This is a genomic window from Deinococcus deserti VCD115, from assembly GCF_000020685.1.
GTDB lineage: Bacteria > Deinococcota > Deinococci > Deinococcales > Deinococcaceae > Deinococcus > Deinococcus deserti.
This window is the reverse complement of record NC_012526.1, coordinates 508760-527500: the sequence shown is the minus strand read 5'-3', so window position 1 is coordinate 527500 and position 18741 is coordinate 508760. Positions and strand designations below refer to the sequence as shown.

At 65.4% G+C, this 18741-nt stretch carries 18 protein-coding genes and 1 riboswitch (1 of these 19 running past the window's edge); of the genes, 3 read left to right on the top strand and 15 right to left on the bottom strand.

Going from position 1 to position 18741, the window contains the following annotated elements:
- The 12 genes from DEIDE_RS02620 to thiC form a co-directional block, all read right to left on the bottom strand.
- Window positions 1–2194, bottom strand: the 5' portion of a protein-coding gene (locus DEIDE_RS02620) for a DUF937 domain-containing protein (protein ID WP_012692414.1). Its footprint begins 215 nt before the window's first position; 2194 of the gene's 2409 nt are visible here — the first part of the coding sequence; its start codon is at window positions 2192–2194; its stop codon lies off the left edge, out of view.
- A 286-nt stretch (window positions 2195–2480) separates the two neighbouring features.
- The gene (gene paaZ / locus DEIDE_RS02615; RefSeq protein ID WP_012692413.1) at window positions 2481–4604 is read right to left on the bottom strand and encodes a phenylacetic acid degradation bifunctional protein PaaZ; all 2124 of its coding nucleotides are present in this window, start codon (window positions 4602–4604) and stop codon (window positions 2481–2483) included.
- A gap of 63 nt (window positions 4605–4667) precedes the next feature.
- Window positions 4668–5162: a 1,2-phenylacetyl-CoA epoxidase subunit PaaD gene (gene paaD, locus DEIDE_RS02610; RefSeq protein ID WP_012692412.1), complete on the bottom strand. Its 495-nt coding sequence runs from the start codon at window positions 5160–5162 to the stop codon at window positions 4668–4670.
- A 4-nt stretch (window positions 5163–5166) separates the two neighbouring features.
- Window positions 5167–5958 carry a 1,2-phenylacetyl-CoA epoxidase subunit PaaC gene (paaC, locus tag DEIDE_RS02605; protein ID WP_012692411.1) on the bottom strand — a complete coding sequence of 264 codons (792 nt, stop codon included), beginning with the start codon at window positions 5956–5958 and terminating at the stop codon, window positions 5167–5169.
- On the bottom strand, window positions 5955–6554 hold the full coding sequence (locus tag DEIDE_RS02600; RefSeq protein WP_012692410.1) for a phenylacetic acid degradation protein: 600 nt from the start codon (window positions 6552–6554) through the stop codon (window positions 5955–5957). Before DEIDE_RS02600 ends, paaC begins: the two co-directional genes overlap by 4 nt.
- On the bottom strand, window positions 6554–7510 hold the full coding sequence (paaA, locus tag DEIDE_RS02595) for a 1,2-phenylacetyl-CoA epoxidase subunit PaaA (protein WP_012692409.1): 957 nt from the start codon (window positions 7508–7510) through the stop codon (window positions 6554–6556). Before paaA ends, DEIDE_RS02600 begins: the two co-directional genes overlap by 1 nt.
- Before the next feature lie 121 nt (window positions 7511–7631).
- Complete coding sequence (gene thiD, locus DEIDE_RS02590) at window positions 7632–8396, bottom strand: bifunctional hydroxymethylpyrimidine kinase/phosphomethylpyrimidine kinase (RefSeq protein ID WP_012692408.1); 765 nt, start codon at window positions 8394–8396, stop codon at window positions 7632–7634.
- Window positions 8393–9331 carry an NAD(P)/FAD-dependent oxidoreductase gene (locus tag DEIDE_RS02585; RefSeq protein WP_012692407.1) on the bottom strand — a complete coding sequence of 313 codons (939 nt, stop codon included), beginning with the start codon at window positions 9329–9331 and terminating at the stop codon, window positions 8393–8395. Before DEIDE_RS02585 ends, thiD begins: the two co-directional genes overlap by 4 nt.
- Window positions 9328–10161: a thiazole synthase gene (locus DEIDE_RS02580; protein ID WP_012692406.1), complete on the bottom strand. Its 834-nt coding sequence runs from the start codon at window positions 10159–10161 to the stop codon at window positions 9328–9330. The genes DEIDE_RS02585 and DEIDE_RS02580 overlap by 4 nt, the downstream gene beginning before the upstream one ends.
- A 1-nt stretch (window position 10162) precedes the next feature.
- A complete protein-coding gene (gene thiS / locus DEIDE_RS02575; protein ID WP_012692405.1) occupies window positions 10163–10357 on the bottom strand; it encodes a sulfur carrier protein ThiS in 195 nt (64 codons plus the stop codon).
- Window positions 10348–11031, bottom strand: coding sequence for a thiamine phosphate synthase (thiE, locus tag DEIDE_RS02570; RefSeq protein ID WP_012692404.1), 684 nt, complete (start codon window positions 11029–11031; stop codon window positions 10348–10350). The genes thiS and thiE overlap by 10 nt, the downstream gene beginning before the upstream one ends.
- Window positions 11028–12869, bottom strand: a complete 1842-nt coding sequence (gene thiC, locus DEIDE_RS02565) for a phosphomethylpyrimidine synthase ThiC (RefSeq protein ID WP_012692403.1) — start codon at window positions 12867–12869, stop codon at window positions 11028–11030. Before thiC ends, thiE begins: the two co-directional genes overlap by 4 nt.
- Window positions 12870–13091: 222 nt before the next feature.
- Window positions 13092–13222, bottom strand: a riboswitch (TPP riboswitch).
- Between the two features lie 118 nt (window positions 13223–13340).
- Between thiC and DEIDE_RS02560 the strand changes: the two genes are divergently transcribed.
- Window positions 13341–13667 carry a hypothetical protein gene (locus tag DEIDE_RS02560; protein ID WP_041227001.1) on the top strand — a complete coding sequence of 109 codons (327 nt, stop codon included), beginning with the start codon at window positions 13341–13343 and terminating at the stop codon, window positions 13665–13667.
- Window positions 13668–13677: 10 nt separating this feature from the next.
- On the opposite strand, the gene DEIDE_RS02555 is transcribed toward DEIDE_RS02560, so the two are convergent.
- Complete coding sequence (locus DEIDE_RS02555; protein WP_041226999.1) at window positions 13678–13872, bottom strand: hypothetical protein; 195 nt, start codon at window positions 13870–13872, stop codon at window positions 13678–13680.
- 150 nt (window positions 13873–14022) lie between these two features.
- On the opposite strand from DEIDE_RS02555, the gene DEIDE_RS02550 reads away from it, so the two are divergent.
- Both DEIDE_RS02550 and DEIDE_RS02545 read left to right on the top strand, forming a co-directional pair.
- On the top strand, window positions 14023–14997 hold the full coding sequence (locus tag DEIDE_RS02550) for an aldo/keto reductase (protein ID WP_012692402.1): 975 nt from the start codon (window positions 14023–14025) through the stop codon (window positions 14995–14997).
- A gap of 219 nt (window positions 14998–15216) precedes the next feature.
- Entirely contained in the window at window positions 15217–16668 is a 1452-nt protein-coding gene (locus tag DEIDE_RS02545) for a hypothetical protein (RefSeq protein WP_012692401.1), read from the top strand.
- Window positions 16669–16832: 164 nt separating this feature from the next.
- On the opposite strand, the gene DEIDE_RS02540 is transcribed toward DEIDE_RS02545, so the two are convergent.
- The gene (locus tag DEIDE_RS02540) at window positions 16833–17576 is read right to left on the bottom strand and encodes a HepT-like ribonuclease domain-containing protein (protein ID WP_012692400.1); all 744 of its coding nucleotides are present in this window, start codon (window positions 17574–17576) and stop codon (window positions 16833–16835) included.
- A gap of 48 nt (window positions 17577–17624) precedes the next feature.
- Window positions 17625–18647 carry an MBL fold metallo-hydrolase gene (locus tag DEIDE_RS02535; protein WP_012692399.1) on the bottom strand — a complete coding sequence of 341 codons (1023 nt, stop codon included), beginning with the start codon at window positions 18645–18647 and terminating at the stop codon, window positions 17625–17627.
- Window positions 18648–18741: the final 94 nt, after the last annotated feature.

Here is an 18741-nt window from a genome sequence, read left to right as displayed (position 1 = left end):
ACGGCTCACTGACCGTCTGTCCATCCGCAATGCTGAGGCTGAAGTCTTCCGTGCAGTCCGCAGTCGCGGCACCAGCCGTAGCTGCGCTGGTCGTGAGCCGCACGCTGGCGATTTCGTTCCCGTCCTGGCTCCGAAGGCTGTAGGTGTGGGGCCCGGCAGACGGACTCGGCACATCAAAACTCCAGCGGCCGTCCTCCCCTACCGTGACCCGCCCCAGGCTCGTGTCATCCTCGAACAGTTCAGCCTCCTGGCCCTGGGCGCCCGTGCCACGCAGGGTAAAACCTCCCGCCGGAAGCGTGGTTCCGGTGGCTGGACCAATAACAGTCATGTCGCCCGTGCCAGCCGGCTGCACAGAATCTGACGTTTCCTCACCCGCAGGATCTGTCGTCTCGAACTCCTGCGACTCAGCAGGGGTGATGGGCGCCGCTGTTCCTGCAGTGGTATCGGCAGAGGATTGAGTTTCCGTATCTCCGTCCTGACTCTGACCGGCAGAGTCTGACTGAGCCGAGTCGTCAGCCGCCGTGTCCGTCTCATCGGTTTCCGTGCCGGTATCGGTATTTGACCTTGTGCTGATGGAAGCGGCGTCAACCACGTTGACCCGCACCTCACTGGAAGCATCTCCCGCCTGGACAGAGTAGGTGTGCTCTCCGGGAGCAGGCATAAGCATGTCCGTATTCCAGCGGCCCTCTGGGTCAGCCGTGGCCTGGGCAACCTCTTCTTCTCCCTCACGGATGGATACTGTTGTGCTGGCCGGAGCAGTTCCACGCATCGTAAAGGGAGCAGCGGGTATCGTCGAGCCGGCCACCGGACTCTCGACCACGACGTCTGTTGTGATGGCACCGGTCGTCGTTGCTGTATCGGTGGTGCTGCGGGTCGTGGTGCCCTGACGAGTCTGCAAGAGCCAGTATCCGCCAAGCAGCACGAGAAGCAGCAAGGGAATAAGCCACCAGGGAAAGCCACGCCGACGGGACACAGCAACCGTGTCAGTGCTGGTCGTAGAGGTTGAGCTTCCGTGTGAAGCAGGTGTAGATGCCGCCACCGGAGCTGTGTGGATAGGCGCAGCGCTGCTTGCAGGCGCGGCAGCAACCGCGGCCGCGGAGGCGTTGCCCAACAGGGAGGACAGACCCGTAAGTCCAGCTGGAAGCAGACCAGCCAGGCTACTCCCGCTCAGCCCTCCCAGTACGGCGCTGAGCCTTTCAGCATTCAGACCTGCCGCCTGAGCCCGTCTGCCCAGCAGCGACAGAGCAAGTGGCGTGACCAATGACAGCAGCCGCCCCGCACTGGTTCCACTTCCGCCCAGGGCAGTTCCCAGGCGGCCAGTTATCTCATTGACGTTACCGAAGAGGCCCGTCAGCAGGCCGCGTCCCTGAACTTCAAGGCGTCCTGTTTCAGCCGGGTCATCGAGCGATGAGAGGTCGAGATTCCCGTCGGCGTCTGTCAGATGCAAGTAACTGCGGGCCTGGGATATCAGATCCGCCGCCCCGGCTTCGGTCCGGCCTTTGTTGACCAGGGCATTGAGGACCACCGGCAGGGTCGTCAGCGTGGCCCGCTGTGCGCCGCCTCCAAACCCGGCCGCCGCACCGATTCGCTCTGCGTTCTGACCGCTGAACTGCGCCTTCATGTGGTCCAGCAGGACGCTGGCGCTCAAAACTCCTGCCACTGGAGCAGGGGCCGCCTGTGGCACTGATCTGGCAGTCATGACAGGGGCAGCGTCAGTGGCCGCCCCAGGTACACCGCCGCGCAGGTCGCGCAGCAGGCCCATGTTCGTCCGTCCCAGCCCCCGCTGGGCCAGAAAGCTCAGAAGAAGCGGCAGGGTCATCTGCAGCAGGCGCCGAACTCCGTCGGGCGATGCTGCCGGACCTGCCGAGGCGGTGGCCGCCGCGGCAATCCGCTCGTCCTGGCCCCCCAGAAGCACCGGGCTCAGAAACTCTCCGGCCTGTTGCAGATTGGCAGCCCCGTCGGCCTCGGCAAGAGCCTCCTGCACACTGCCAAAGCGCGGCAGATTGTCGATAGCTTCAGCGACATGCGTCTGACCTGCTGGAGAGGCGGCGTGATCAGCCAGAGCATCCAGGGTCAGCGGCACTCCCACACCCAGGGCACGTTGCGCAGAAAGCAGGTCAAGACCTGCGGCGCGGCCCAGCTGTTCGGTCTCCGCGTCCCCGAAATACGTCTGCATCAGGTCTGTTACGTTCATGAACCCTCCTGGACCCCTCGGACCGGTGGTGCCAGTCTCACTTCGGCGCCCTGTGGTCCGGTCCCAGTGTCACACTGGTCCCACTCCTGCCTACTGACTGCTTCCCCTCTGTGGCGCGGGGTGCAGGTCTTCCGCATGGACCATCCAGGCACAACCTAGCCTGCCTCCCGCGGACTTCTCATCGGACCGGATAAGGCTCTTCTTTAGAGACCCCCGTTGGGAAAGGCAGTGCCCGGCATGAACAAGCGGACGCCCAGACTGGACGTCCGCCACCACGACAGACTGGTCAGGCCTCAGCGGAGCTGGCTTCCCCAAGTGGCGTCAGGGGCTCCGGCTGCGGATCGAACGCATCACGCGCCCGCTCTACCAGCGTGAGGATGTCGTAGGTCGCCACCAGAGCGTCGTTCTGGTTGGTGATCTGGGCATGCCACTCGACCACACCTGTCGCGCGGGTCTCGCCTGGGCGCAGATCCTTGCGGATCCTGCGTTTGCAGGTCAGGCGGGTGCGGATGGTATCGCCGATCCCGACGGGCTCCACGAACCGGAGGTTCTCCAAGCCGTAATTCGCCAGTACCGGGCCGGGCGCCGCACTGACGAACTGTCCGGCTGCTGCGCTGAGCAGGAAGTACCCGTGCGCTACCCGACGGCCGAAAATTCCTTCCCTGGCGCCAATCTCGTCCACATGGGCATAGAAGTGGTCGCCCGACACATTCGCGAAGTTCACGATGTCCGCCTCGGTAACCGTGCGGCGGTGCGTGAGCAGGCTGTCACCAACCTGGATTTCATCAAAGGACTTGCGGAAGGGATGCACGCCGTCCTCGCGCACCTCGCCCCCCGGCACGTACTCGCGCGTAATGGTGGCCAGCATGGTCGGGTCAGCCTGAACGGCCACCTTGTTCATGTGGTGCTTGATGCCCGCTATGCCGGCCATCTCCTCACCGCTCCCGGCACGACCTGGGCCGCCGTGCTTAAGCTGCGGCAGGGGGCTGCCGTGCCCGGTGCTTTCTTTGGCATTGACCCTGTTCAGGATCAAGAGGCGGCCGTGCGCACTTGCCATGCCCATGACCAGTTCGGTGGCTTCCGTGCGGTCATGCGTGACGATGCTGGCCACCAGTGAACCCCGGCCCATACGGGCCAGGAGGGCCGCTTCCTCCAGGGTGTCGTACGGCATCAGCGTGGCCACAGGACCGAACGCTTCCAGCTCATGCGGCCCTGTGGCAGTCAGCGGCGAATCGCACAGCAGCAGGGTCGGGTCCAGGAATGCTCCCTTCTCGCGGTCTCCGCCCAGCAACTCACGCTCCTGACCACCGATGACGATGCGCGCTTCTTTCTGCAGGGCCTGCAGGGTCTCCCGCACGCGCTCGCGCTGATCCATGCTGACCAGGGCGCCCATCCGTACGTCGTCCCGGGCAGGGTCGCCCAGTGTGACCTTGCTGAGTTCCTGACGCAGCGCGGCAACCACAGCTTCGACCATGTGGCGCGGCACCAGGGGCCGGCGGATGGCGGTGCACTTCTGCCCGGCCTTGCCGGTCATCTCACGGGCGACTTCCTTGACGAACAGGGCGAACTCCGGATCTTCCGGACGCACGGTCAGGCCCAGCACGCTGGCGTTCAGGCTGTCGGCCTCGGTATTGAACGGCACGTTGCGCCCCACGATGTTCGGATGCACCCGCAGCTTCTGCGCCGTGGCGGCTGACCCGGTAAAGCCCACGATGTCCTGCTCCTGCACGTGATCCAGCAGGCTGCCGGGATCACCGGTCACCAGTTGCAGGCTGCCTTCAGGCAACAGCCCCGAGGCGATGATGTCGCGCACGACCCGCTCCGTCAGGTACGCAGTCTGCGGTGCGGGTTTGACCAGGCTGGGCATGCCGCCCAGGAACGCAGGAGCGAGCTTTTCCAGCATGCCCCACACCGGAAAGTTGTACGCGTTGATCTGCACCGACACACCCTCGCGCGGAACCAGGATGTGCCGCGCGACAAACGTGCCGCCCTTGCCCAGCTGCTCGACCTTGCCTTCTGGAACAAAGCGCTCGTCGGGCAGTTCACGGCGCGCCATGCTGGCGTAGCTGAACAGCGTTCCGATGCCCCCCTCGATATCCACCCAGCCGTCACGGCGGGTCGCTCCGGTCAGGAGATTCAGGGTGTAGTAGCTCTCCTTGCGCTCCATCAGGTAGGTGGCCAGCGCCCGGAGGGCCCGGGCGCGGGCGTGCATGGTCATCCTGCGGATTGCGGGGCCGCCCACCTCACGCCCGTACTGCAACGCCTGAGCGAAGTCCACACCCTCGCTGGAAATCACGGCTACGGGGCGACCATACACGGGGTCAAGGAGGGTCTGACCGTCCGCGTTGGCATGCCAGGTGCCATACACGTAGGAAGCGGGGCGCAGGATCTCAGTGGACAGGGTCGTCATGCAAACTCCTTAAAAAAAGGGCCCTTCAAGCTCGGCCCACCGTGTTGAAAAAGGTCCGGTGCCTCAGACGCTCTTGAAGCCTTCGAAAGGCTCCTTGCAGCTGTCACAGACGAACAGCCGTTTGCACAGCGTGGGCCCGAAGCTGGCGGTCATGCGGACGTTCAGGCTGCCGCAGCGTGGACAGCGGGTGGGGTCTGCCTCCAGGGTGATCAGCGGGCTGTCACCGGCCGGTGCGGGAGGCGCAATGCCGTACTGCCGCAACCGTTCACGCGCGTCCTCCTGAATCCAGTCAGTGGTCCAGGGGGGCGTAAGGGTACTGCGGACCTCCACTTCGGGCACACCCAACGCACGGACGGCCTCGCCTATGCTCTCGCGGATCACGTGCAGCGCCGGGCAGCCCGAAAAGGTGGGGGTGAAGGTGACCGTGACGTGACCGCCGTCTACCGACACGTCACGCACCATGCCCATATCGGTCACCGAGACCACCGGGATTTCCGGGTCAGGCACTGTGGCAAGCGCGGCCCAGACCTGTTCGGGCGTGACGTGCGGGGCCGTCATGGCGTTACCAGACCTCGGCGTTCGGGTGTGCGCGCGCCACAGCCTGCATTTCCGAAAGCAGGACGGACAGATGCTCGGTATGAACGTCCCGGCCGGGCGGGGTGCCTTCCGGTATGACCGGCAACTCCAGACCGCATTTGCCCCTCAGGTGGGAGGTCACAAAGTTCTCCCAGCGAACGCGCACCTGATCCAAGTCCGGCACGAGGCCAGCCGCTGCCAGCGACGCCTCCCCGGCCAGCGGCACGAACAACTGACCGACATGGGGCCACAACCCATTCAGGGCCTGCTCGGTGCGCCGGCGGCTTTCGTCCGTCCCCAGTGCCAGGCGCTCGACCCACAAGGCACTGTGCTGAAGATGGAACTTTTCTTCGCGCACCGCCTTGGCGGCGACCTCCGCGAGGGGGGCGTACGTACTGCCGCGGGCTGCGTCGAGCCACAGCGCCTCGTAGGCATCGAACAGGAACTGACGCAGCATGGTCAGGGCCCAGTCGCCCCTGGGCAGTTCGACCAGCCGTGCGCAGCGGTACTCTGAGGCGTCCCGGAAGTACGCCAGCTGATCAGCGTCGCTGCCGTCGAGTTCCCGCCGCAGTTCCAGAAACAGGGTGGCGTGTCCCAGCTCGTCCTGCGCAATGTTGGCCAGCGCGATGTCCTCTTCGAGGATGGGCGCATGACCGGTCCATTCACTGTCACGGTGCGCCAGGATGATCTCGTCGTCGGCCAGCGCAGTGAGCTTCTCGATCAGGGCGGCGCGCACTTCGGGGGTCAGGTTCAGGGTTTCAGGCTGGGTCGTGGTCATGACTTGGCTTCCTCGGTGGCCCGGCCCGGCATCAGCCCCTCACGCTTGAGTTCGCCCACGTGCCGGCCGATTACCCCGTAATACTGCTGCTGCTTGTAGGTTTTTTCCTTGGCGGGCGCGAACCAGCTCTCGATGGTGCCCGGATCGTCATCCGTCCGGGCGGCCGCAGCATCCGGAAAGACCAGCCACGTCAGGGCGTCCGGATGCATCAGCTGCGCCTGCCTCAGTGCGTCTCCGGGCCCCGACGCCTCTACCGTGCCGACAAGGTCCACGAACGTCATGGAACGCTTGTTGGTGCGCTTGATCCCCACGTGATAGGTGCCGGTCTCGCCAGGGGTAGTCAGAAGGTCCGGCTGGGCGCCGAGTTCCTCGGGCGTTGCTGTCAGTAGGTCGGTCTCGCGTACAGTCCAGAGGCTGATGGCGGCCGGGCGGCGCACAAATACGTTCCGGGCGGTGAGAAGGGCGTGATCGGGGTCACCCGCATGCACGCTGCCGACCGCCTGATAGGGCCGGCCCGGGGCATCCTGCTTGAAAACCTCCCAGCGCGGCCACTGGGTATCGGACGCGGCTGGAGAGGTGGGTCCTGAACCGGTCATCAGTCGGCTGCCTGCCCCACCTGACGGGCGGCGTAGGCCTGCATCGCTTCGCGCACCCAGGCGCCGTCATCATGGGCGTGCTGGCGCGCACTCAGGCGTTCCTTGTTCAGGCCCTGCTCACCACGGATCACGGCCCAGAATTCGTCCCAGTTGATCGGGCCGTGCTTCCAGTTGCCCTGCTCGTCCTGATGCAGGTCCGGGTCGGGGATGGTCAGACCAGCTTCGAGCAGCTCAGGCACGTGCTCGTTGATAAATTCCTGACGGACCTCGTCGTTGCTCTTGAGCTTGATTCCCCAGCCGGCCAGCGCGCCGCTGTTGGGGCTGTCGGCGTCATGCGGCCCAAGCATCATCATGGCCGGCCACCACCAGCGGTTCAGGGCGTCCTGCGCCATCTGCCGCTGCTCGGGCGTGCCCTGGGCGTAGGCGACGATCATTTCCTTGCCCTGCTTGTGATGGAAGGTTTCCTCCGAGCAGATGCGGACCATCGCGCGGCTATAGGGGCCGTAGGAGCAGCCTGCCAGCATGGTCTGGTTCTTGATGGCCGCGCCGTCCACCAGCCAGCCGATCATGCCGACGTCTGCCCAGGTGTAGGTGGGGTAGTTGAAGATGCTGCTGTACTTGGCCTTGCCGCTCAGCAGCGCGCCCAGCATCTCCTCGCGGGTGGCGCCCAGGGTTTCGGCCGCGTGGTACAGGTACTGGCCGTGCCCGGCTTCGTCCTGCACCTTGGCGATCAGGATGGTTTTGCGCTTCAGGGTAGGGGCGCGGGTAATCCACTCGCCCTCGGGCAGCATGCCCACCACTTCCGAGTGGGCGTGCTGGGAAATCATGCGGATCAGCTGACGGCGGTATTCGGCCGGCATCCAGTCGCCGGGTTCGATCTTCTCCCCACGGGCGATGCGGGCGTTGAAGGCGGCGTGCTGCTCAGCCGTTTCATTGGGGGGCAGGGTCTGGGACATGTGGACTCCTCCAGGGTAGACACGGGTTGCCTAACGGGCGTTAGGTTCAGTGTACCCCGAAGCCACAATGGAGCGCGAGGTTACGGTTACAAAGACCGCCCGGCCAGGAGGCAGACCAACCTTATAGACGGCGGATCTGGCCCCTACAGGCGTGAGCATGCCCCAGGGGACCGTGGCCCGAACCCAGGCCCGGCGCGGCCTGTATGGCCGCCTGCACGTAGGCGTGGGCCTCGCTTACCGCGACCAGCAGAGGCAACCCCCGCGCCAGATTGGCGGTAATGGCAGCCGAGAGCGTACAGCCGGTGCCGTGCGTATGGCGGGTGTGCTGGCGGGGCGCCTCGAGGCGCAACCCGGTCTGGGGCGTACGAAGCTCGTCAACCAGGGTCTCGCCTTCGCCATGCCCCCCTTTGAGAAGCAGCGGCAGGTTATAGGGAATGTATGCGCCGAACAGCACTTCTGCCTCCGGAAGGTTAGGCGTCACCAGAGTGGCCAGGGGCAGGAGTTCCTCGAGCAGTGCATCCACCGCCTGGGGGTCCAGGAGGGAGTCGCCACTCTTGGCCAGCAGCACCGGGTCCACGACCAGGGGAAGGCCGCGCCCCCGCAGCGCATCAGCTACCGCGCGCACCACCCCAGCGTTACCCAGCGCGCCGGCCTTCACGGCCGCAACCGGAAAGTCGGCCAGAACCGACCTGATCTGCGCGGCGACCAGGTCCGGGCTCAGGGTCTGCACCGCCTGCACTCCCAGGGTGTTCTGCGCCGTGATCAGGGTGATGGCGGACGTGCCGTACACCCCGTGAGCCTCGAAGGTCTTGAGGTCCGCCTGAATACCGGCTCCTCCGCCTGAATCGGACCCCGCGATGGTCAGGGCCACCGGCATGAGGCTCATGCGGCCTCCGGGAGAGCCTGGCGGACCAGGGCCAGCACCTGCCTTGCGGTCAGTGGGGCGAGCAGAGCACCATGCCGGCCATGACCAGTGGCCACCACGACCCCTGGCAGGGTGGGATGCGGACCCACCAGCGGAAGACCGTCCGGCGTGACCGGGCGCAGCCCGACCAGCTGACTCAGGACGGCATGACCGGAGCAGGTCGGCGCCAGAGTCCGTGCGGCGCCCTGCAACCAGCGGCGTGCCCAGGAATCGGGCTGCACCGAGGCGGACAGACGCGCCGTGGCTCCCACATACAGACCGTCCGGACGTCCCAGCGCATAGCCGTGTGGCCCGTGACCGCGCCGGCGAGTTCCGTACACCGCCGGGTGATCGTTTCCTCCCTCCAGCAGCAGGGCTTGCCCCTGAACCGGACGGATGTCCAGACCAAACGCGCTGCTCCACGCGCCGGTCGCCAGCACCACCAGCCGGCCCCCCCGGTCACCGGCATCTGTCTGAAGGCTGACGCCCCGGCGGTCCGGGCGCAAAGCCAGCACCCGGGCACGCGTCACCCTGACTCCGGTCAGGGCCGCGCTCACCACACTGGCCGGATGAAGCCGGCCCTCTCCAGGGGTGCAGCGGGTCAGCCCGTGAGGACCTTCACCCACTTCCGGAACGGGTCCGAGCCGGAAGACCCCGGTTCGCAGGTGGACGCTCTGCCCACTGTGCGCTTCCAGACTGCGGGCAAATTCCGGCCAGAGATTCAGGCTTTCCAATGCGCTGGCATGCAGCGGTGTGCCGGCAAGGCGTTCACCGTCCGGTGTGAGCAAGCCTGCTGCCGCGCGCCATCCGGCACCGGGCAGATGGGCGTCGAGCACCTCGACTTCCAGTCCGGCATCACGCAGCGTGAAGGCGACAGCCGAGCCAATCAGGCCGCCCCCTACCACAATGATGCTCATACGGGGGTGTGCACCGGCCCGGTCAGGTCGGGCATTTCAGGGTCAGGCAGGCGGGGTACGCCAGCCGCCGGGCTGCTGGGGCTAGCGTGTTCACGCTCGGTCATGCGGCCCGCGAGGAAGGCCAGACGCCCCGCCTGTACCCCCAGCGCGAAGGCCCGGGCCATGGCCACCGGATCACGCGCTTCTGCAATGGCGGTGTTGACCAGCACAGCGTCCGCCCCGGCCTCCATGGCCTGGGCTGCGTCGCTGGGCACTCCCAGGCCAGCGTCCACCACGACCGGGACGCCAGCCCCGTCCAGGACGGTGCGCAGCAGCTCACCGGTCCGCAGGCCACGGCCGCTGCCGATAGGGCTCGCCAGCGGCATGACGGTGGCGCAGCCCGCCTCCTCCAGCGCCCGGGCCAGTACAGCGTCGGGCTGCATGTAGGGCAACACCGTGAAGCCGTCATCCACCAGGGTCCGTGCGGCACTGAGCGTACCTACCGGGTCAGGCAGCAGCCAGCGCGCGTCGGGGATAACCTCAAGCTTGATCCAGCTCACTCCGGTGGCGGCGCGGGCCAGCCGCGCCACCCGCACGGCCTCCTCGGCCGTGCGGCAACCGGCCGTGTTGGGCAGCAGCTGATAGCGGTCCAGGTCCAGGGCGTCAAGCAGCCCCACATGGCCCGGCGCGCCCAGTTCCACGCGGCGGATGGCCACCGTCACGATTTCGGTGCCGCTGGCTTCCAGCACATCTCGCATGACATGCAGATCAGGAAACTTGCCGGTGCCCAGCATCAGGCGTGATTGGAACGATGTTCCAGCGATGGTCAGAAGGTCATGGTGAACCGTCATCTCAGCCTCCTCCGATAATGCGGACGATCTCGATGGTGTCTCGGGGCTCCAGCGGGCGGTCCGGCACCCGGGCGCCGGGGTAGAAGTCATCGTTGACCGCGACCGCGACCCGCTCGGGGCGCACATCCAGCTCGCGGAGCAGGGCGTGCAGGGTCAGGCCGGGGCGGTGAGGGTGAGGTTGGCCATTTACCTGCACGCGGCGACCTCCTGAACAGCTGGGGCAGCCAGAGCGGAGCACAACGCAGCGGCCGCCCTGGCCGGGTCAGGGGCGTCGAGCACAGCGCGGACCACCGCAATGCGGGTGGCCCCTGCAGCAAGCACGTCCTGTACGTTGCCCAGATCCACACCTCCGATGGCATACCAGGGAATTCCGGTTTGCGCTTCCCCGTGGGTCGCCGCCACGTGTCTGACATACTCCAGGCCAGTCGCCTCACGTCCGGGCTTGGTCGGCGTGGTGTGGACGGGACCAACGGCAAAGTAAGCCGGTCGCTGCGCGACAGCCGCCGCCGCCTGCGCCGGAGCGTGGGTACTCAGGCCCACCTGCACCCCTGGCGCCAGCGCGCGCGCCCAGCTCAGAGGCAGATCCTCCTGACCCAGGTGAACACCGTCCGCACCGCTGGCAGCCGCGATGTCCACGCGGTCGTTCATAAACAGCGGCACCCCCCGTGCGTGCGCCAGGTCACGCAGCCGACCGGCCAACCGGATAACTGCGCGCGCCTCGCCATACGCCGGAGAGTCCGCCTTGCAACGCAGCTGCAGCGTATCCACGCCGCCGTCGAGCGCCGCTTCCACCCGCGCCACAAAGTCATCCTCGGATTGCCCTGGTCGGGGCGTGGCGACCAGATACAGCCGGCCCAGCGGGCGGGTCATGCGGTGACCTCTTCGGGCTCTCCGGCAGGACGGTCCAGGTAGATCTCCGAGCCACCTTCACGGAACTCGCGCGCTTTTTCTTCCAGACCAGCCAGAATGTCGCCGGCGCGCAGGTCATGGCTGAGTTTCATGGAGCAGAAGTGTGGGCCACACATCGAGCAGAAATGAGCCGTTTTGGCCGCGTCGGCCGGGAGGCTCTCGTCGTGCAGCTCACGGGCCTTTTCCGGGTCGAGTGCCAGATTGAACTGGTCTTCCCAGCGGAACTCGAAGCGCGCCTGCGAGAGCGCGTTGTCGCGTGCCTGGGCGCCGGGGTGTCCCTTGGCAAGATCGGCGGCGTGCGCAGCGATCCGGTAGGCGATCACACCGTCGCGCACGTCCTGGCGGTCGGGCAGGCCCAGGTGTTCCTTGGGCGTGACGTAGCACAGCATGGCCGTGCCGTACCACGCGATCTGCGCCGCGCCGATGGCGCTGGTGATGTGGTCGTAGCCCGGCGCGATATCGGTGGTCAACGGCCCCAGCGTGTAGAAGGGCGCTTCCTGGCACACTTCCAGCTGACGGGTCATGTTCTCGCGGATCAGCTGCATGGGGACGTGGCCAGGACCTTCGATCATGGTCTGGACCCCGTGCTCCCAGGCCACCCGGGTCAGTTCCCCCAGGGTTTCCAGCTCAGCGAACTGCGCGGCGTCGTTGGCGTCCTCGATGCTTCCCGGGCGCAGACCGTCCCCCAGGCTGAAGGTGACGTCGTAGGAAGCCATGATCTCGCAGATCTCGGCGAAGTGCGTGTAGAGGAAGTTCTCGCGGTGGTGTGCCAGACACCACTTGGCCAGGATGCTGCCGCCACGCGACACGATGCCGGTGCGCCGCCGCGCCGAAAGTGGAATGTGTGCCAGCCGCACACCCGCATGCACCGTGAAGTAATCCACGCCCTGCTCGGCCTGCTCGATCAGCGTGTCGCGGTACACCTCCCAGGTCAGGTCCTCAGCCACGCCACCCACCTTCTCCAGCGCCTGATAGATCGGCACGGTGCCGATGGGAACAGGGCTGCCCCGCACGATCCACTCGCGCGTCTGGTGGATGTATTTTCCGGTGGAAAGGTCCATGACCGTGTCGGCGCCCCAGCGGGTGGCCCAGACCATCTTCTCGACCTCTTCCTCGATGCTGCTGGTCACGATGCTGGTCCCCAGGTTGGCGTTGACCTTGACCCGGAAGTTGCGGCCGATGATGGTGGGCTCCAGTTCAGGGTGGTTGACGTTGGCGGGAATCACCGCACGTCCGCGCGCGACTTCAGAGCGCACGAACTCAGGCGTGATCACACGGGGAATGGCCGCGCCGAAGCTTTCGCCCGGGTGCTGGTGGTTCAGGTTGAAAGCCTCGGTCTGGCGCAGGTTCTCGCGCAGGGCCACGAACTCCATTTCCGGAGTGATCTCCCCACGCTGCGCGGCCTGCATCTGAGTGATGCTCTGCCCCTGCCGGGCGCGTCGGGGCATTGGAATTGCCGGAAACGGAAGCGGCCCCGTGCCGTCCAGGCGGGCCGAGAGGCGCTCGGTCTGAACTTCCAGCCGCGCGTCCGCGGCCAGCCACGGCCGGGCGTGCGGAAGGCCCCGGCGAGGATCAATGCTCACCGCCGGGTCGGTATAGGGGCCGCTGGTGTCGGGCACCAGCACCGCCGGATTTGGGGTCCTGCGGCTCAGCCCACCCACCATTTCCAGGGTGGCGGACTGGTGAACAGCACGCATGGGAACACGAACCTGTGGATGCAAAGACCCGCTCAGGTACTGCTTTTCGCTGTTTGGAAAGGGCGTGGTGGTTAAAGCTGGGGGGGATACAGGTGCGGACATGGGACCTCCAGGGGGCCGGTGCGGCGGCACGCGGGCCAAAGGGCAAGGACACGGGTGGCGCGCCCGGAGGCGGCCCGTTCAGACAAGTTCACTCGGATGTCAGCTCAACGCATCAGGGGCAGCCCGCACCTGGTCGCCAAAAAACCCAGGGGCCCGCCTTGTCTGCTGATCCAAAAAATCACCCTCCCCCAAAGCAACTTCGGAGGAGGGCGGTATCCATCGTTTCCGCACCTGTCACTCTCCCTCCGCTGGTATGAACCAGATCAGGTTCCTAGGGTTAGGCCGTAAAAAAGGCCCTCTCAGCCCCGCTTTCGGCTGCTAAAGCCTAGACGTGGGCACCCCTGGTGACGCTTCCGAGTGTGCCACTCCCGCCGGGCCGGGTCAAGCCCGAAAGCGGGTACGGCCCTCGTTTCCTCGCTTCGGGGTGATAAATAAATGCGCTAGCAAGCGGGTGCGCGCTCATGAGTTGCTGTGGTGGGTACAGGGCAGTCTGCTGCGGCTGGCCTGAACGCCGGTCAGACCACCTACTGGCTCAGCCCTGCCCGGCTGGCTGAACAGCGCCTGCCGCCAGAGCTTCTCGCCCGGTATGCACGACTCACCGCCGGTATAGACGAACTGCACCCTGCCTATGCGGAAGCGGTGAAGTGGACCGTTGAACTGGCCGGGCAACTGGAACTGGCTCTGAACCCCGCGGTGACTGCCGAGCTCCGAGGAGCCGCACGGACCAGCCTGCGCTCAGCCTTTGATCCTGGCAATAAACGCGGCACCGGACTCTGTTTCAGAGTCCGGTGCCCATAACCTCCCCGATTCAGGCAATCAGACGAGGACGATGAAGCGCGGCGTGCTGCATAAGCAGAACAAAACCGGCGCTTCCCTGCGCCAGACGGCCAGCCGCATACAGAGCCCGTAGAGTAGGCAGGTGGTACAGCTCGCCGTTTTCGTCACGAATCAGATCGGCGGGATCAAAAGAAGTGGCTTTTAGAGATTTGCCTGATTCGTCCATACACTCTCCCTGGACCCGTCACTAGAACATGAAGGGTTTCTTTAAGTGACCTAATTATTCACACACCTCCTGTCGGAATTCTGACGTGGCCGGCAGAAATCTAGACGTGATCGCGCGTGGCACAGCCAGGTAGGCAGGCCATACTGGCTTATGCGCAACACCCTGCTACCTGCTGACGCTCCCCGTCTGGGATTGGGACTTGCTGCCCTGGGCCGCCCCGGTTACATCAATCTTGGGCACGGTCAGGATCTGGGGGCGGCCAAGGATATAGAGGCCATGCGTCAGCGGACTTTCTGCATGCTCGACGCTGCCTGGGCTGCGGGCATGCGGTATTTCGACGCCGCACGCAGTTACGGACTGGCCGAGGCGTTCCTGGGTGAGTGGCTGCGCGACCGCGAACACTCGGCTGTGGTGGGCAGCAAGTGGGGGTACACCTACGTAGCTGGCTGGCGCACCGATGCCGATACCCATGAGGTCAAGGACCACAGCCTGAACACCCTGCAGCGTCAGTGGCCCGAAACTCTGGAGGCCCTGGGCCGCCGGCCGGAGGTCTACCTGATTCACTCGGCTACGCTCGACACTGGGGTACTGGAGGACCAGGCTGTGCTGGCGCGGCTGGCCGAACTGGATGCAGCGGGCGTCCGGGTGGGCCTGAGCACAAGCGGCCCCCGGCAGGCCGACACGCTGCGCCGCGCGATGGCCCTGCAGGTAGAGGGTTTGAACCCGCTGAGCGTGGTGCAGGCCACCTGGAATCTGCTGGAACCCTCAGCTGGCCCGGCCCTGGCTGAAGCGCACGCGGCTGGCTGGGCCGTGGTGATCAAGGAGGCCGTGGCCAACGGGCGCCTGACCGCCAGAGGCCTGACGGGTCATGGTGATGTGCCCCCGGTGCTGGCTGAGCTCGCCGACAAACAGAACGCCACCCCGGACGCCGTTGCTCTGGCGGCGGCGTTGACTCAGCCCTGGGCCGATGTGGTTCTGAGCGGGGCCACCACCCCCGAACACCTGGAGAACAATCTGGGTGCCTTGCACCTGTCGTTGACTCCCGTGCACCAGGAGCAGCTGATGGCTCTGGCCTATGAACCCACCGCTTACTGGCAGGCGCGTTCAGGCTTGCCCTGGACCTGAGCAGCCAGGCCAAAGCGCCAGCAACCAACACGCTTAAGAGCTTCCAGTTGCCTCTCCTGTATCAGGCCGGACGACAGCAGCCCCAACCATAAGCGAAGCGGAAATTTCTGGCAGCGCAATTGACGACCGGGGCCTACACTCGGAGGGCATACCCGAAACTGTCCGCCCCCGCTCCGGGGTCCTGTGCCCTGCTGGCCTCTGCCATAAAGGAGTTTTTCCATGCCTGACCGCCTGCGCACCGTCCGGTTTCTGTCCCCGACCTGTCTGACCCTGACGTTACTGCTGGCTGCCTGCGGACAGAGCGAGCCGCAGGCCACCACAGCCGACCTCCACCCGCAGGAAATCTCAGAGGGCTCAGCCACGTGGAATGCCCCAGCTGACAGACCCAGCCTGGAAGAGGGTGAGGCGCCTCTGCCAGAAATCGGGATAGATCCTGGTGTTTTCCAGAATCAGCCCGGCACCGACAACACGGACGCAGCTGCCCTGGGCCAAGCCACACAGGCCAGTGAACCGGGCCACGCGGACCAGACAGCACAGGCCACGTACCTGACCTGCCGCAACGAGCCCAGCGGCCCCTACCTGCGCATTCAGACTGACCCGGAGCGCACCGGAGCAGTCAACTTTGTCGGAGGCACCGCACATCTGCCAGCGGTTCGGGCAACGCCCACGGCTTTTCCCTACATCTACCTGGGTGGCCAGCCCAGGGAAGGCGTGGCGGCCGACGCAGGAGTGTACGTCAACTATGACGGCAGCTGGATACCGTTTATAGCCGTGGCCGGCAGTGGTGGAACCCGCAACCTTCCCCGTGAGACCGATGCCCAGGGGCGGGTCTTTGTCTACCGTCTGGATGGCAATCAGGATGTTGATCTGCGCATGTCCGTGCAGCGCGACGATCAGCTGACGCTCGACATTACCGGCAGCTGGGTGAAATTCCGTCTGACCGGCAGCGTATTGACCCGCGTCGGGGAGGTTGGCGTATCGACCCGCACGATCGTGCATCCACTGGCGCGCGGCTGGAAAGCCAGCGGCGAGGATCAGGTGTACAAGGTGATGACCACCATCGCCTTCCCCGGAAAGGGCAATTTCCGGCTCCTGAGTGGCGACTACACCTTCACCGGGTCCAGCTGGCGCGACCTGAGAGTCGGGCATACGGCGTTTCAGGGTACGGGCCAGGACCTGCCACTGACGAGGGGGCGGCTCTATAGCGCCTGCGCCGCACCACGTGATGTGGTAACGCCACGACCTACCAGCGCGCTGCCGCAGGCCCAGGCAGACATACGGTTGCGGCGGCCCGCTGGGCTGAGTCTGTTGCCCGGACATGACCTGAATTACCAGGCCAAGGTCATGCATACCGTGCGCGACACCCTGACCTTAAGCAACGTCGGCCACGCCGAATCGTTCGTGCACTACGCCGTCACACCTCTGGGACGCGAACAGGCCACCCGGCCGGAAGCTGGCCGGCTGAGTTCCGGTGAGCAGGCTCACGTTGATTTTGCCGCCATTTGCGACAAACAGCCCGGGCGGACTGTGCAGAGCTTTGATGTCCTCTCCAGCCGCGGCGAAACCTATACACCGACCTCGGATCCCAGTGCATTGCCGGGCGCCCAGTTCGGGGACCTGCTGTTCCGCAAGACCAGGGTGATCGTAAACCTGGAGTGCATCCAAAAGTAGTTCTCCCGGCGTGAGTCAGGGTTACCTTGTCTCGTTCTGCCACACCGGCCAAACAGGCAGACCTGGTCGTGTATGCACTGTCACGCACTGTTTCGGAGCGGCGCCAGCAGTGCGCGGCTTTGCTGTCATCAGGCTGCGCCTATTCCACAGGGTGGAATCATGAACTACGTGCCGGGCCTGTCACGCCCGTTGTCACCCCAGTCCGGGCCACCGTCGGCGAGCGCCTGCAGGCTTGGGCGCAGCGCCGGCAGTTCGGTTCTTGCGCTGTGCCAGACCAGCGCCGGATCAATGCCGAAATAGTCGTGCGACACCACATTGCGGATATCGCGCAGGTACGCCCACGGCACCTGCGGGGTGCGGTCCTGAACGCTTTGCGGAATGAACTTGGTGGTCTCCCCCAGCCGTGCCAGATTGCGCAGCACCGCGTCACGGGTACGTTCATCGGCCAGAAAGGTGGTCATCGAGAGACCCGAGGTATAGGCGCCAATGCGGTCAATGGCGTCAAGCAGATCAAACACCCTCCAGCGCCAGCGCTTCTCCCGGTGAGAATGTGGCGCCGGGTCCGGCACCTGGGTAACGTCCACAGCGTCAGCCAGAATCTCTCCCCGCAGAGGGGCTTTCAGGGCGCCCTCGGTCATGATGTCCACGCGGCGGCGCAGCAGATCCTCCATCACAGCCTTGACCTGCATCAGATGAAGCAGCCCGACTCTGGCCTCTGGTTCAAAATCCACCAGCAGATCAATATCGGCCGACCTGTCAGCTTCGCCACGGGCCACCGATCCGAACACCCGCACCCGGGTCACGCCAAGCGCCTGCCACTTCGGCGCTCCTTCACGCAGAAGGGCAGCGACGGTGGGCAGGCGCAGGTCAGGAAATAAAGGCGAGGTGGAAGCGGGCCCGGGGCTCATGTGGGCGAAGATAGTGTGCGGCGCCTCATCCCCGCTCACAGCAAAACTTCAGCTCCAGTTCCAGATGGTCGGCTCGTATTCGTAGCCCACAGGCAGCTTACGCAGGTGTCCTACTGCCGGGAACGGGAAGTGGTAGGCACTGACCCACATTTTCTCCTGCACGGCCATCTCGAACAGCCGCGCGCGGGTGGCTGCGGCCTGCGCACCGTTGACGTCGAACCCGACATAGGCACCGGGGTGACGCAGCGACAGCAGGAAGTGCCCGGCAGCGTCCCCAAAGATCAGGGCACTCTGGTTTCCACTGGTTGCGCGCACACTGAGGTGATTGGCCGTGTGCCCCGGCGAGGCGATAGCGGTCAGGCCTGGGACGATCTCGGCGTCGGGGGCAATCAGCGTAAAGCGGTCTTTCATGGCGATCAGGTTGGCCTGCACAGACGCACTGGGATTGGCCTGGGTGGTCCAGAACTGGAACTCCGCGCTGCCCATGACATGCCGGGCACGAGGAAACACCGGACTGCCCGCGCGGGTCAAACCACCAATATGGTCCCCGTGACCGTGCGTGATGAAGACCGTATCGATGGTGTTGGGCAGAATGCCGGCGCGGCGGAGGTTGTTCGCCAGCTGTCCGGACTCGCCTCCACGGCCCGTATCGATCAGCACACGGTGACGTCCTGTATCAATCACAACAGGATTGAAGTGGTTGACCGTGTTGGTGGCAGGGACGCTGTATTCGGCCAATGTTGCGGCAAATTCTGCCTGACGGTCGGGATTGGCCCCCCATGTGGGCAGCAGCGCGGCCAGAGGGGCTGTGCCGTCGCTGACCACTGTGAGGGTCATGTCACCAATCTTCTGACGGTAAAAACCGTTCCCATTCATAGGGCCATTGGCCGCAGCAGGGGTTGCCGGAGTTGCTGGAGTTGCTGGAGCAGCCTGCTGCGCACCCACCAGTGGCGCGGCAGCGCTGAGCAGACCGGCGGCTCCCAGCAGACGCAGGGTGTCACGGCGGTTGACCGGTGCTTCGTTGGGGGCATCAGTCTTGGGAAGGTGGGCGGTACCGTCAGTGTCAGTCATAGAAGCTCCTCCTGTTGGAACCTTGTGCGGCAAGACCTTTCAACATTGAGGGAAATGCCACCGCTCCAGTTGTAACTTCCCCCACCCTATGAAG

Excerpts from the sequence above, each read along its gene's own strand:
- paaZ (WP_012692413.1), bottom strand. The coding sequence starts at position 4,604 with ATGACGACCCTGTCCACTGAGATCCTGCGCCCCGCTTCCTACGTGTAT.
- paaD (WP_012692412.1), bottom strand. The coding sequence starts at position 5,162 with ATGACGGCCCCGCACGTCACGCCCGAACAGGTCTGGGCCGCGCTTGCC.
- paaC (WP_012692411.1), bottom strand. The coding sequence starts at position 5,958 with ATGACCACGACCCAGCCTGAAACCCTGAACCTGACCCCCGAAGTGCGC.
- DEIDE_RS02600 (WP_012692410.1), bottom strand. The coding sequence starts at position 6,554 with ATGACCGGTTCAGGACCCACCTCTCCAGCCGCGTCCGATACCCAGTGG.
- paaA (WP_012692409.1), bottom strand. The coding sequence starts at position 7,510 with ATGTCCCAGACCCTGCCCCCCAATGAAACGGCTGAGCAGCACGCCGCC.
- thiD (WP_012692408.1), bottom strand. The coding sequence starts at position 8,396 with ATGAGCCTCATGCCGGTGGCCCTGACCATCGCGGGGTCCGATTCAGGC.
- DEIDE_RS02585 (WP_012692407.1), bottom strand. The coding sequence starts at position 9,331 with ATGAGCATCATTGTGGTAGGGGGCGGCCTGATTGGCTCGGCTGTCGCC.
- DEIDE_RS02580 (WP_012692406.1), bottom strand. The coding sequence starts at position 10,161 with ATGACGGTTCACCATGACCTTCTGACCATCGCTGGAACATCGTTCCAA.
- thiE (WP_012692404.1), bottom strand. The coding sequence starts at position 11,031 with ATGACCCGCCCGCTGGGCCGGCTGTATCTGGTCGCCACGCCCCGACCA.
- thiC (WP_012692403.1), bottom strand. The coding sequence starts at position 12,869 with ATGTCCGCACCTGTATCCCCCCCAGCTTTAACCACCACGCCCTTTCCA.
- DEIDE_RS02555 (WP_041226999.1), bottom strand. The coding sequence starts at position 13,872 with ATGGACGAATCAGGCAAATCTCTAAAAGCCACTTCTTTTGATCCCGCC.
- DEIDE_RS02550 (WP_012692402.1), top strand. The coding sequence starts at position 14,023 with ATGCGCAACACCCTGCTACCTGCTGACGCTCCCCGTCTGGGATTGGGA.
- DEIDE_RS02545 (WP_012692401.1), top strand. The coding sequence starts at position 15,217 with ATGCCTGACCGCCTGCGCACCGTCCGGTTTCTGTCCCCGACCTGTCTG.
- DEIDE_RS02540 (WP_012692400.1), bottom strand. The coding sequence starts at position 17,576 with ATGAGCCCCGGGCCCGCTTCCACCTCGCCTTTATTTCCTGACCTGCGC.
- DEIDE_RS02535 (WP_012692399.1), bottom strand. The coding sequence starts at position 18,647 with ATGACTGACACTGACGGTACCGCCCACCTTCCCAAGACTGATGCCCCC.